The organism is Kitasatospora sp. NPDC036755, assembly GCF_040636595.1.
Taxonomy (GTDB): domain Bacteria; phylum Actinomycetota; class Actinomycetes; order Streptomycetales; family Streptomycetaceae; genus Kitasatospora.
This window is the reverse complement of sequence record NZ_JBEZUT010000068.1, coordinates 1-13089: the sequence shown is the minus strand read 5'-3', so window position 1 is coordinate 13089 and position 13089 is coordinate 1. Positions and strand designations below refer to the sequence as shown.

The following is a 13089-nucleotide window of genomic DNA, read 5'->3' as shown; positions in this document are numbered from 1 at the left end:
ATGGCGGCACCGACGGCGGTCGGGCCGGGCGGGCGAGGGAGCGGGGCCGTACATGGCACAGGACGGGGCACACCACCACGGCGAGCGCACCACCACCAGACCCCCCGACCCCCTGCCCCACCAACGCCCCGGCGGGGGCGCCCCCTCCTTCGACCTCGCGGCCTGGGCCTGCGCCCCGCGCCCCGACGCCGACCCGGGCATCTACCGGCTCGGCTACCGCCGCATCGACCCGGAGCGGGCGGAGGTGGCCAAGGTCGCGACATGGCCGCTGCTGCTTCGGGCGGGGCTCAACGCGGTGGTGGGGTGGTTCGCCTTTGTCTACGGCACCCAGTTGGTGCTCCATCTGATCGTGAGGACCGTTTGGGTTGAACACCCCACCGCAACCCTGGTGACTGTCGTCGGGCTGTCGGTGAACGTGCTGGTCGCTGCGGCCGTCATCAAGATCTTCGGCCGCATGGGCCGCTGGCCCGAGGTGTGGCGCCGGTACGTCACGCCGCTGCTGTCGCGCACGGTGACGCGGGAGCAGCCCGGGGAGGAGGCCGCCCCGGGGGCGGTCGAGGCCGCGAGGGGGCGGGACCCGTGGGACGGGCTGCGGCAGGGCGGCGCGGTCGAGGCGGCCGCGCGGCTGGACGGCGAGGCCGTGGGGGACGTCGACTACGTGCGGATCCGGCGGGCCTGGGAGTCGGCCCAGGCGGACCCGGTGTTCGTCCCGGCCTTCACCGAGCAGGTGGCCGCCCGGGGTGCGGCGGCCTTCGCCCACCCGTCCGAGGCCCGCGAGTTGTCCGGTCGCGCGGAGTGCCACGATCTGCTGCTGGGTCAGGTCCGTCTCGGTACCGCGCAGGACGTCCCGAAGAATCCGCCGGGCCACCGGTCGGCCGGTTTCGCGCTGGGTCCGGAGCTGTTGGGGACCTCGTTGTTGGCGGTGGGCCCGGCCGGGACGGGGAAGACGGCGCGGCTGGCCCGTCCGGTGGCCGAGGCGTTGTGCCTGCAGGCGCTGTCCGGTACGGCCTGTGCGGTGGTGGTCGGGGCGGCGGATGTCGATCTCGGCCCGGATTCCTGGTACGACGTGGTGATCGCGCCCGGCGACCCGTCCTCGCTGTACGGGCTGGACCTCTACGGGGCCGCGCGGGACCCCGACGAGGCGGCCGCCCGGCTGGCCGAGGCGCTGCTGCCGGACGAGCTGACCGCCCGGGCGGAGCACGCCCGTACCGCGGTGCAGCAGGTGGTGGGTCCGTTCCACGCGGCGTACGGCCGCTTTCCGGGGGTACGGGAGCTGCGGGCGTTGTTGGCGGGTGAGCCGGATGTGCTCGCGGCCCTGGTGAAGGCGCTCGGCGTGGCCGGTCTGCTGGCCGTGCACGAGCGGGACCTGGAGTACCGGGAGCGGCAGCGCGACCGGGCGGACGATCCCGGGGCGCTGTTGGCGGACCGGCTGGCGCTGTTGGAGCGGCCCGCCTTCGAGGGTGCCTTCGCGACCGACGGCACCGGTCGGCCCCCGTTCGCGATGCGGGTGCTGGACCACCCGTTGCGGGTGCGGGTGAAGCTGCCCGAGCGGGGTCATCCGGAGGCGGCGCGGATGCTGTCCCGGCTGGTGGTGGGGCAGTTCGTGCAGGCGGCCGGGGCCCGTGAGGACCGTTCGCTGTTCGCGGGTCTGGTGGTGGACGACGCCTCGGCGGCGCTGGACGCCACCGCGGTGCGCGGTCTGCAGCGGATGCGCGGGGCGAATGCGGGTGCCGTGCTGCTGCTGCGGACGTTGGTGGACCTGCCAGAGGCGCTGCGGGCGCCGCTGTTCGGCGCGGTCGGCTGTCGGATGGCGTTCCCGGGGATCGCCCCGTGGGACGGGAAGCTGTTCTCGGAGGCCTGGGGGACGCACCTGGTGCAGGAGACCGCGGTCACCCACACCCCTGACACCTCCGGTGGCGTGATACGGCGGGCGGGGCGGGTCGGGCGGAAGGCGTTGTCGGGGACGACGGCGCAGACGGAGTCGGTGACGACGCGGGATGTGGAGCGGTTGCGGTGGTCGCCGTCGGATCTGGCGCACGCGTTGCCGGCGGGGCATGCGGTGGTGTCGTTGACGGCGGTGTCGGGGGAGCAGGTTCCGCCGTTGCTGGTGGACCTCAGGGGTTGACGGCGGGTTGCCGGGGAAGTCGCCTTCGAGGTGGATTCGGCAGTGCGGGTTGTCCGGAGCGTCCATAATGAAGGGGAGAGACCCTCACCAGTCCCACGTCCCTCTCCTCGCCCGGCCGCAACGGCGCGGTCAGGTCGATCCCTCGAAGGTGCCATGCCCCCCACACTCGCCTCCGTCGTCCGCAACACGTCGCTCCATCTGACGGTTCTCGCCGGTGCGGATCACCTGGAGCGGCCGGTCCGCTGGGTGCACACCAGTGAGCTGGACGACCCGACGCCGTTCCTGGAGGGTGGCGAGCTGCTGCTCACCACCGGTATCAAGCTGGGCCGTACGGCGGCGCAGTTGCAGGCGTACGTGCACCGGTTGGCCGATGCGGGGGTGGTGGGGCTGGGGCTCGGGGTGGGGTTGTCGCACACCGAGGTGCCGCAGCCGCTGGTGGACGCGGCGGCGCAGCGGGGGTTGCCGTTGCTGCGGGTGCCGGAGCCGACGCCGTTCATCGCGATCAGCAAGGTGGTGTCGGCGGCGCTGGCCGCGGAGCAGTACGAGGCGGTGACGACCAGCTTCGAGGCGCAGGAGGAGTTGACCCGGGCGGCGCTCGGCAAGGACGGCACGACGGCGGTGGTGCGTCGGCTGGCGGCCCGGCTGGGGGGCTGGGCGGCGCTGTACGACGGGTCGGGTGCGCTGTCGGTGGTGGCGCCGGACTGGGCGGCGCGCCGGGCGGGGCGGTTGGCGGCGGAGGTGGACCGGTTGCGTCGGCGGCCGGCGCCGTCGAGTGCTGCGTTGCAGGGGCGTGCGCCGGGGATAGACACGGCGGACGAGGACTACGTGGTGGTCCAGTCGCTGGGGGCGGACCGGCGGGCGCGGGGTTTCCTGGCGGTCGGGACCGAGGACCGGATCACGCCGACCGAGCGGTACGTGCTGAACGCGGCGGTGGCGCTGCTGACCCTCACCCTGGAGCGTTCGCGGGAGCTGCGGCAGGCCGAGGAGCGGATGGGCGCGGCGCTGCTGCGGATGGTGCTGGCCGGTGAGGTGTCGACGGCCCGCCAGGTGGCGGTGGGGCTGTTCGGGGGGATGCCGGAGGGGACGATACGGGTTCTGGTGGCGGGGGCCGGGCCGGCCAACGCGGATGCCGCGGAGGCGTTGGGGGAGCTGGGGGACCGGGCGGAGCAGGCGGGTTCCCGGGTGGGCGAGAAGCTGCTGGTGGCGCGGGAGGACGGTGCGCACGGGCCGCGGCTGATGGTGCTGGCGCTGGACAACGGCGCGGTGCACCGGGCCTGTCTGGGCGCGGTGGAGGAGCACGAGGGCTTGTCGTTGGGCGTTTCGGCGCCGGCCGCGCTGGAGGAGGCCGGGACGGCGCACGCGCAGGCCGAGCGGGCGCTGGCGGTGGCGTTGCGCGGTGGCCGCCGGTCGGTGGACCACGAGGAGGTCGGCGCGGGGTCGCTGCTGCCGCTGCTCGGCGAGGACGCGGTGACGGCTTTCGCGGAGGGGCTGTTGCGGCCGCTGCGGGAGCACGACCGGACGGCCCGCGGGGACTTGGTGGCTTCGTTGCGGGCGTGGTTGTCCCGGCACGGTCAGTGGGACGCGGCCGCGGCCGATCTGGGGGTGCACCGGCACACGCTGCGCTACCGGATGCGCCGGGTGGAGGAGTTGCTGGGCCGGTCGTTGGACGACACGGACGTGCGGATGGAGCTGTGGCTGGCGCTGCGGTCGGGCGAGGAGTGAGGCACCGGCGAGCAGTGAGGCACCGGCGACGGGCGGGGCACCGGCGAGGGGCGGGGTACCGGAGCGCACCGCCGAAGCCGTCCACCGCCGAAGCCGCCCAACGGCGGCGACGCACGGCCCGGTAGGACGCGGTGGAGTGGCCCCGGGGGCGAACGCTCCTAGTCGGCCAATCCGGTCGGTGCGCCGCCCCGCCTACCCTCAAAACCGGGTCCCACGTCCGTGGGCCGTAGGACAGACGAGGAGAGGGCCGGTACCACGGTGACCACCACGTACGATTTCTGGCTCGCCGGCCGCCGGGCGAGCGGTGACGCCGACTTCGAGGTGCACAACAGCTGGGACGGCCGTCTGGTCGGCAAGGTGAGCATCCCGACCGAGGCCCAGGTCGAGGAGGCGCTGGACGCCGCCGTCGCCGCGCTGCCGGTGTTCGCCGCCACCCCGGCGCACCAGCGTGCCGCCGCCCTGGACCACGTGGCCAAGCGGCTGACGGAGCGCACCGAGGAGCTCGCCCAGCTGGTCAGCGCCGAGAACGGCAAGCCGATCAAGTGGGCCCGCGGTGAGATCGGCCGCGCGGTGTCGGTGTTCCGCTGGGCCGCCGAGGAGGCGCGCCGCACCAACGGCGAGACCATGCGGCTGGACACCGACCCGGGCGGCGTGGGCCGTTTCGCGGTGGTGCGCCGCTTCCCGCGCGGCGTGGTGCTGGGGATCGCCCCGTTCAACTTCCCGCTGAACCTGGTCGCCCACAAGGTCGCTCCGGCGATAGCGGTCGGCGCCCCGATCATCCTGAAGCCGGCGCCGTCGACGCCGCTGTCGGCGATGGTGCTGGGCGAGATCCTGGCCGAGACCGACCTGCCGGTCGGTTCCTGGTCGATCCTGACGGTGCCGAACGACCGGATGCCGGCCCTGGTGCAGGACGAGCGCCTGCCGGTGATCTCCTTCACCGGTTCGGACAAGGTCGGCTACCAGATCATGGACTCGGTGCCGCGCAAGCACTGCACCCTGGAGCTCGGCGGCAACGCCGCGGCCGTGGTGCTCGCCGACTGGTCCTCGGAGGCCGACCTGGACTGGGCGGCCACCCGGATCGCGATGTTCGCCAACTACCAGGGCGGCCAGTCCTGCATCTCGGTGCAGCGGGTGATCGCCGACGCCTCGGTGTACGACGCGCTGGCGGAGAAGGTCGTGGCCAAGGTCAAGGCGCAGGTCACCGGTGACCCGGCCGACGACGCGACCGACGTCGGCCCGCTGATCGACGAGAACGCCGCGAAGCGCGTGGAGTCCTGGGTCGAGGACGCGGTCGCCAAGGGCGCCAAGGTGCTCACCGGCGGTACCCGCGAGGGTGCGACCTACGCCCCGACCGTGTTGGCCGACCTGCCCGCGGACGCCATCCTGGCCAAGGCCGAGGTGTTCGGCCCGGTGCTGTCGCTGCACCGGGTGGACGGCGTGGACGAGGCCTTCGCGGCCGTCAACGACTCGGCGTTCGGCCTCCAGGCGGGCGTGTTCACCCACGATCTGCAGACCGCCTTCCGCGCCCACCGGGAGCTGGAGGTCGGCGGTGTGATCATCGGCGACGCGCCGTCCTACCGTGCCGACCAGATGCCGTACGGCGGTGTCAAGGACTCCGGTGTCGGCCGTGAGGGCGTCAAGTACGCGATGGACGACTACACCGTCGAGAAGGTCATGGTCCTGACCGGCCTCGACCTCTGATCGTCGCCGTGGCGGCGCGGTAGTGCCGCCACCGCGGGAGGGCCCGGTTCGCCGAACCGGGCCCTCCTCGCGTTCACGCCTCCGCAGGGCTCGGCGTCCCCCCCCGCAGGGCTCGGTGTCCGCGTCGCCGCGCACCGCGGAGCTCGCGCCCGCGGGGGTTCAGCCGTCGTGCCCGGCGGCCGCGGCGACCGCCTCCTCGACGGTGGCGTCCCCGGCGACCAGTTCCAGGGTCAGCCCGGCGGTGCCGGGTTCGCGCAGCAGGGCGGCCAGGACGGCGGCGACGTCGGCCCGGTCCACCGCGCCGCGGTCGACCGCGGGGGCCAGCCGGACCCGGCCGGTGCCGGGGCCGTCGGTGAGCCGTCCGGGGCGCAGCACCGTCCAGTCCAGCGCGGTGCGGGCCCGGACGGCGTCGTCGGCGGCGCCCTTGGCCCGCAGGTAGGTCTCGAAGACCTGGTCGGCGGGGTGGTGGGCCTCGGCGTCGGCGGCCATCGCCGAGACCATCAGGTACCGGCGGACTCCGGCGAGTTCGGCGGCGTCGGCGAGCAGGACGGCGGCGTCCCGGTCGACGGTGTTCTTGCGGGCGGCGCCGCTGCCCGGTCCGGCACCGGCGGCGAAGACCACCGCGTCGGCTCCGGTGAGCAGTGCGGCGAGCTGGGTGGCGGTGGCGGCCTCCAGGTCGAGCAGCAGCGGCTCGGCGCCGGCGTCGACGAGGTCCTGGGCCTGTTCGGGGCGGCGGATGATCCCGGCGGGGCGCTCGCCGCGGGCGGCGAGCAGCCGTTCCAGCCTGAGCGCGATCTGTCCGTGGCCCCCGGCGATGACGGTACGCATGGTTCCGACGGTAGTCCCGGGGGCCGGAGGTCGTCCTGGGGAGTGCCGCGAACAGGACACAATGGGCGCATGACTTCGCTCGCCCACCCGCAGCTGCGTTTCACGCCCACCGTGGCGGACCCCTCCGGCCCCCGGGAGCTGGTGATCCTCGGGTCCACCGGGTCGATCGGCACCCAGGCCATCGACGTGGTGCTCCGCAACCCGGACCGCTTCCGGGTGGTCGCCCTGTCGGCGGCCGGCGGCCGGGTGGAGCTGCTGGCCGAGCAGGCGGTGCGGCTCGGCGTGCACACCGTGGCGGTGGCCGATCCGGCGGCCGAGCCGGCGCTGCGCGAGGCGCTGGCCGCGAAGGCGGCGGGCCGTCCGCTGCCGACCGTGCTGGTGGGCCCGGACGCGGCGACCGAGCTGGCCGCCCTGGAGTGCCACTCGGTGCTGAACGGCATCACGGGTTCGATCGGCCTGCGGCCGACGCTGGCCGCGCTGGAGGCGGGCCGGGTGCTGGTGCTGGCCAACAAGGAGTCGCTGATCGTCGGCGGTCCGTTGGTGAAGGCGGTCGCGAGGCCGGGTCAGATCGTGCCGGTGGACTCCGAGCACGCCGCGCTGTTCCAGGCTCTGGCCGGCGGTTCCCGGGCCGAGGTGCGCAAGCTGGTGGTCACCGCGAGCGGAGGCCCGTTCCGCAACCGGACGCGTGAGCAGCTGGCCGGGGTGACCCCCGAGGACGCGCTGGCGCACCCGACCTGGGCGATGGGCCCGGTCGTCACGATCAACTCGGCCACCCTGGTGAACAAGGGCCTGGAGGTGATCGAGGCGCACCTGCTGTACGACGTGCCGTTCGACCGGATCGAGGTCGTGGTGCATCCGCAGTCGGTGGTGCATTCGATGGTGGAGTTCACCGACGGCTCGACCCTGGCGCAGGCCAGTCCGCCGGACATGCGGATGCCGATCGCGCTGGGCCTGGGCTGGCCGGACCGGGTGCCGGACGCCGCCCCGGGCTGCGACTGGACCAGGGCCGCGACCTGGGAGTTCTTCCCGCTGGACGACGAGGCCTTCCCGGCGGTCGAGCTGGCCCGCGAGGTGGGCACCCTGGGCGGTACGAATCCGGCGGTCTTCAACGCGGCCAACGAGGAGTGCGTGGAGGCATTTCTGAAGGGCCGCCTCGCTTTCACCGGAATCGTGGACACTGTTGCCAAGGTCGTGGCCGAGCACGGTCAGCGGGACGGCGGTTCGGCGGCGGGAACTTCCCTGACCGTGGAGGACGTCCTGCACGCGGAGGACTGGGCGCGTGCCCGGGCCCGCGAGCTGGCGGCCGGCTGACGGCCGACCGACGGCCCGATTGCGGTAGGACGAGACGATGAGCGGAGCGGCATGACGGAGGACCAGCGGTGGCAACGGTTTTGACGGTGGTCGGCATCCTGGTCTTCGTCATCGGGCTGCTCATCTCGATCGCCTGGCACGAACTCGGCCACCTCTCCACGGCCAAGCTGTTCGGCATCCGGGTGCCGCAGTACATGGTCGGCTTCGGCCCGACCCTCTGGTCGCGGCGCAGGGGCGAGACCGAGTACGGCATCAAGGCGATCCCGTTCGGCGGGTACATCCGGATGATCGGGATGTTCCCGCCGGGCGCGGACGGCCGGATCACCAAGCGCAGCAGCTCGCCCTGGCGCACCATGATCGAGGACACCCGCGAGGCCTCCTACGAGGAGCTCCAGGAGGGTGACGAGAGCCGGCTCTTCTACACCCGCAAGCCGTGGAAGCGCATGATCGTCATGTTCGCCGGGCCGTTCATGAACCTGGTCCTGGCGTTCGGGCTCTTCCTGACGGTCATGATGGGCTTCGGCGTCTCGATGAACGTGCCGACGGTCAGCACCGTCGCCCAGTGCGTGGTCAAGGCGGGCCAGCCGACCGACAGCTGCCCGGAGGGCGCGGCGCAGACCCCGGCCGCCCGGGCCGGGCTGAAGGCGGGCGACCGGATCGTCTCCTTCGACGGGGACCGGATCGGCACCTACGACCAGCTCCAGGCGGACATCCGCAGGTCGGCCGGCCGGACGGTGCCGGTGGTGGTCGAGCGGGACGGGCAGCGGCTCACCCTCAACCCGACCATCGCGGTCAACGACGTCCAGAAGTACGACGGCAACGGCATCCCGATCAAGGGCCAGACCGTCCAGGCCGGGTTCCTCGGGTTCACTCCTGCGAGTGGTGTGGTCCAGCTCGGTTTCGGTCAGTCGCTCGACCGGATGTACGACATGACCGAGAACGGGGTGAAGTCGCTGATCGCCCTGCCGGGCAAGATCCCGGGGCTGTGGAACGCGGTCGTCGGCGACGCCCCGCGCGACCCGGACTCGCCGATCGGCATGGTCGGCGCGGCCCGGGTCAGCGGGGAGGTCTTCTCGCTCGACATCCCCGGGACCCAGCGGATCGCGTTCTTCGTGAACCTGCTGGCGGGGATCAACCTGTCGCTCTTCCTCTTCAACATGCTGCCGCTGCTCCCGCTGGACGGCGGGCACATCGCCGGCGCGGCCTGGGAGGCGGTCCGGCGCCGGCTCGCACAACTGTTCCGGCGGCCCGACCCGGGCCCCTTCGACGTCGCCAAGCTGATGCCGGTGGCGTACGTGGTGGCCAGCATCTTCATCGGTTTCACGCTGCTGGTGATGGTCGCCGACCTGGTGAACCCGGTGAAGATCAGTTAGGGCGTTCGGGTACCACGGGTGTGCTGGGCGCCATGGCGGTGCCGTACCGTGGAGGCCGGGTGCGCGACGTCAGCGCGCCCGGCCTCGGCCGTGTCACGGCCGGGCGGTCGACCACACCTCAACCCCGGGGAACCCTGCGCACATGACCGCGATCTCGCTCGGTATTCCGTCCCTGCCGCTCAAGCCGCTGGCGAAGCGCCGCTACTCCCGGCAGATCATGGTCGGCAACGTGCCGGTCGGCGGCGACGCCCCGGTCTCGGTGCAGTCGATGACCACCACGGTGACCTCGGACATCAACGCCACGCTCCAGCAGATCGCCCAGCTCACCGCGTCCGGCTGCCAGATCGTCCGGGTCGCCGTTCCCTCGCAGGACGACGCCGACGCGCTGCCGATCATCGCCAAGAAGTCGCAGATCCCGGTCATCGCGGACATCCACTTCCAGCCGAAGTACGTCTTCGCGGCGATCGACGCCGGCTGTGCGGCGGTGCGCGTGAACCCGGGCAACATCAAGGCCTTCGACGACAAGGTCGGCGAGATCGCCAAGGCCGCCAAGGACGCGGGCGTGCCGATCCGGATCGGCGTCAACGCCGGCTCGCTGGACAAGCGCCTGATGGAGAAGTACGGCCGGGCCACCCCGGAGGCGCTGGTCGAGTCGGCGCTGTGGGAGTGCTCGCTGTTCGAGGAGCACGACTTCCGCGACATCAAGATCTCGGTCAAGCACAACGACCCGGTCGTGATGATCAACGCCTACCGCCAGCTCGCCGCCGCGTGCGACTACCCGCTGCACCTCGGCGTGACCGAGGCCGGGCCGGCCTTCCAGGGCACCATCAAGTCGGCGGTCGCCTTCGGCGCGCTGCTGGCCGAGGGCATCGGCGACACCATCCGGGTCTCGCTCTCCGCCCCGCCGGCCGAGGAGATCAAGGTCGGCAACCAGATCCTGGAGTCGCTCGGGCTGCGCGAGCGCGGCCTGGAGATCGTCTCCTGCCCGTCCTGCGGCCGCGCCCAGGTGGACGTCTACAAGCTCGCGGAGGAGGTCACCGCCGGGCTGGAGGGCATGGAGGTGCCGCTGCGGGTGGCCGTCATGGGCTGCGTCGTGAACGGTCCGGGCGAGGCCCGGGAGGCCGACCTCGGGGTCGCCTCCGGAAACGGCAAGGGGCAGATCTTCGTCAAGGGCGAGGTCATCAAGACCGTCCCGGAGTCGAAGATCGTCGAGACCCTGATCGAGGAGGCGCTGAAGCTCGCCGAGCAGATGCAGGCGGCGGGCGTCGAGGCGGGGGCGCCGACGGTGGTCGCGGGCGAGTGAGGGGCCGCGGGGCGGTGGGCCCCGCGTAGTCCGTTCCGGCGGCCGTAGGCTGTCCGGACCGTGCGGGAGCGCCCGCGCGATGTTTTCCGGAAGCGGGGCCGTCCGTTCGCGGACGGCCCCGCGGCCGTAGCCGGGTGGGGCCACGGAGTAGGGTGCGGCCAGAGTCGTCTCAGTGAGGTGCTGTCTCGATGCTCGATCGAGGTGTGATGCTCCCGAGCTCCTTCCAGGCCGTCCGGGCCCTGGCCACCACCCGTGTGCTGGAGCCGCCGGACCTCCCGGACGCCCTGGAGGTCCTCCGCCGCGACCCGGTCGCCAACGCCTTCGTCGCCACCAGGGTCGAGGCCGTCGGGCTGGACCCGTGGCGGCTCGGCGGGGAGATGTGGGGCTGGTACGACGGGGACGGCGTGCTGGAGTCGCTCTGCTACGCCGGGGCGAACCTGGTCCTGGTCGACGCCGGTCCGGAGGCGGTCGCGGCGTTCGCGGAGCGGGCCCGCCGGCAGGGGCGGCGCTGTTCCTCGATCGTCGGGCCGGCGGCCGCCACCGCGGGCTTCTGGGCGCGGCTGGAGCGCAGTTGGGGGCCGGCCCGGGACGTGCGGGCGCACCAGCCGCTGATGGCGACCTCGGAGCCCTCGGTGGAGATCGCGCCGGATCCGCTGGTGCGCAGGGTGCGGCGCGACGAGGTCGAGGCCCTGATGCCGGCCTGCGTGGCGATGTTCACCGAGGAGGTGGGCGTCTCGCCGCTGGCCGGCGACGGGGGGCTCCTGTACCAGGCGCGGGTGGCCGAACTCGTGTCCACCGGGCGGTCGTTCGCGCGGTTCGGCGAGGACGGGCAGGTCGTCTTCAAGGCGGAGATCGGTGCGGTGACGGAGGGCGCCTGTCAGATCCAGGGGGTCTGGGTCGCGCCCGAGCACCGCGGGCGGGGGCTCTCCGAGACGGGGATGGCGGCCGTCCTGGAGATCGCGTTGCGGGAGGTGGCGCCGGTGGTGTCGCTGTACGTCAACGACTTCAACCTGCGGGCCCGGGCCGCGTACCGGCGGGTGGGGTTCCGGGAGGTCGGGGCGTTCATGAGCGTGCTCTTCTGAGCGGGCGGAGCGGGTTGCCCGGGGTGCTGTTGGGATCTTCGGCCGCGCTGCCGGGCCGCTGGTAGTAACGTCCGGAGCATGGATCAGCTGACCGGGGTGACGATCGAGGCCATCGACCTTGCGGCCTGGGCGCCGCAGGCGCTCGAGGTTCAGGCGGAGGCGTTCGGGCTGACGCCCGAGGAGGTCGCGGTCCGGCTGCACATCGTGGGGCGGCACGCCCTGCAGCCGGGGGTGATCGCGCTCGGGGCGATGAGCGGGGGCCGGCTGGTCGGCTTCGGGTACGGGATGCCCAACCAGCGGGAGCACTGGTGGAGCACCGTCATCGAGCCCTACCTGGCCGCCCGGGGGTACGGGGGCTGGCTGGACGGGGTCTTCGCCGTCACCGAGCTGCACGTGCTGCCGGAGTTCCAGGGGCAGGGGATCGGCTCGCGGCTCATCCGGGCGCTGTGCGAGCGTTCGGGGCTGGAGCGGAGCATCCTGTCGGCGATCGACGCGGAGACGCCGGCCCGGCGGCTGTACCGGGCGCTGGGGTACCAGGACCTGGCGCGCGCGGTGCGGTTCCCGGCGACGGACCGGCTGTACGCGGTGATGGGGGCCCGGCTGCCGCTGAGCGGGGCCGGGGCGTAGCAGCCCGCGGTCAGAGGGCGCCGGCGAATTCGAGGTGGAGCTCGGCGTCCTCCCGGCGGTCCGCGGCGAGGGCGCGCAGGGCGAGGTCGACGGCGCGGAACAGGGACCAGCCGCGCAGGCGCTCCCGGTCGACCTCGAGGGCCTCGGAGAGCCGGCCCAGGCGGCGGCGGACGGCGGCGGGGGCGCCGGGGGATCCGAACAGGGTGTCGGCGCGGTCCAGGGCGAGGCGGGCCAGGTCGAAGGCGCGTTCGCCGGCCAGCGGGCGCGGGTCGATGGCCAGCCAGGGGGCGCGGTCGGCGGCCAGGACGTTGCCGTGGTGGAAGTCGCCGTGCAGTAGGAACGACTCGTCGGTGGAGCCGGCCAGGTCCCGGGCGGTGTCCAGGGCCTCGTCGATCAGCGGTCGCGCCTCGGCGGCGGTGTGGGGGCCTTCCGCGAGGCGGGCGGTGGCGGCGATCCGTCCGGGGACGTCGGGGAAGGGGTGGTCCTCGGGGAGCGCGGTCCAGAGGCGGTGCAGCAGGCTGGTGGCCTCCAGCATGGCCTTGGGCTCGGCGAGGGAGCGCAGCGGGATCTCGCCGTGGAGGCGTTCGAGCAGGAGGACGCCCTCGTCAGGGTCGGCGTCGAGGAGGAGGACCGCTCCGCGGCCGGCCCAGTGGGCGAGGGCGGCGTCCTCGTGGGCGGTCTCGGGGGTGGTCAGGCCGATCTTGAGCACGGCGGGGGAGAGGTCGTCGCGGTGGACGTACGCGACGAGGCTGAGGCTGCCGCCGGGGTCGAGGATCCGTTCCAGGGTGAGGTTCCGGGCGGCGAGGTGGGCGGCGGCCCTGGCGGGGAGGGCGGCCAGCCACCGGCGGCCGGGCTCGCCGTGGGCGGCGGTGACGGTGTTCGTCAGCCGGCTGGGGACGGTGATGGTGGGTTCGGCTCCCGACATGGGTCCATTGTCGGGGTTTGGGGCGCGCGGCTCCGGCGAGGTCCGGGAACTGCTTCTTCGCCTCTTCGGTGAGGTTTCCCTTGTCGTCGAAG

The 13089-nt window shown here is 73.4% G+C and carries 10 protein-coding genes; 8 read left to right on the top strand and 2 right to left on the bottom strand.

Features of this window, described 5'->3' with window-relative positions:
* Positions 1-52 precede the first annotated feature (52 nt).
* The 3 genes from AB0E96_RS13170 (at position 53) to AB0E96_RS13160 (ending at position 5548) form a co-directional block, all read left to right on the top strand.
* Positions 53-2125 carry an ATP-binding protein gene (locus AB0E96_RS13170; protein ID WP_359822284.1) on the top strand — a complete coding sequence of 691 codons (2073 nt, stop codon included), beginning with the start codon at positions 53-55 and terminating at the stop codon, positions 2123-2125.
* A 153-nt stretch (positions 2126-2278) separates the two neighbouring features.
* Positions 2279-3847 (top strand): PucR family transcriptional regulator, encoded by a 1569-nt coding sequence (locus AB0E96_RS13165; protein ID WP_359822282.1) that lies wholly within the window; start codon positions 2279-2281, stop codon positions 3845-3847.
* A gap of 258 nt (positions 3848-4105) precedes the next feature.
* Positions 4106-5548: an aldehyde dehydrogenase family protein gene (locus AB0E96_RS13160; protein WP_359822280.1), complete on the top strand. Its 1443-nt coding sequence runs from the start codon at positions 4106-4108 to the stop codon at positions 5546-5548.
* Between the two features lie 159 nt (positions 5549-5707).
* Here the strand turns inward: AB0E96_RS13160 and AB0E96_RS13155 are convergent, their stop codons facing one another.
* Positions 5708-6376, bottom strand: a complete 669-nt coding sequence (locus AB0E96_RS13155) for an NAD(P)H-binding protein (RefSeq protein ID WP_359822277.1) — start codon at positions 6374-6376, stop codon at positions 5708-5710.
* A 69-nt stretch (positions 6377-6445) separates the two neighbouring features.
* Between AB0E96_RS13155 and dxr the strand changes: the two genes are divergently transcribed.
* From dxr to AB0E96_RS13130, 5 genes are all read left to right on the top strand, one after another.
* A complete protein-coding gene (gene dxr / locus AB0E96_RS13150) occupies positions 6446-7687 on the top strand; it encodes a 1-deoxy-D-xylulose-5-phosphate reductoisomerase (protein WP_359822275.1) in 1242 nt (413 codons plus the stop codon).
* 68 nt (positions 7688-7755) lie between these two features.
* On the top strand, positions 7756-9060 hold the full coding sequence (locus AB0E96_RS13145) for a M50 family metallopeptidase (RefSeq protein ID WP_359822272.1): 1305 nt from the start codon (positions 7756-7758) through the stop codon (positions 9058-9060).
* A 142-nt stretch (positions 9061-9202) separates the two neighbouring features.
* The gene (gene ispG, locus AB0E96_RS13140; RefSeq protein ID WP_359822269.1) at positions 9203-10363 is read left to right on the top strand and encodes a flavodoxin-dependent (E)-4-hydroxy-3-methylbut-2-enyl-diphosphate synthase; all 1161 of its coding nucleotides are present in this window, start codon (positions 9203-9205) and stop codon (positions 10361-10363) included.
* Positions 10364-10569: 206 nt separating this feature from the next.
* On the top strand, positions 10570-11445 hold the full coding sequence (locus tag AB0E96_RS13135; protein ID WP_359822319.1) for a GNAT family N-acetyltransferase: 876 nt from the start codon (positions 10570-10572) through the stop codon (positions 11443-11445).
* Positions 11446-11523: 78 nt separating this feature from the next.
* Positions 11524-12072, top strand: coding sequence for a GNAT family N-acetyltransferase (locus tag AB0E96_RS13130; RefSeq protein ID WP_359822266.1), 549 nt, complete (start codon positions 11524-11526; stop codon positions 12070-12072).
* Between the two features lie 10 nt (positions 12073-12082).
* On the opposite strand, the gene AB0E96_RS13125 is transcribed toward AB0E96_RS13130, so the two are convergent.
* The gene (locus AB0E96_RS13125) at positions 12083-12997 is read right to left on the bottom strand and encodes an aminoglycoside phosphotransferase family protein (protein WP_359822264.1); all 915 of its coding nucleotides are present in this window, start codon (positions 12995-12997) and stop codon (positions 12083-12085) included.
* Positions 12998-13089 lie beyond the last annotated feature (92 nt).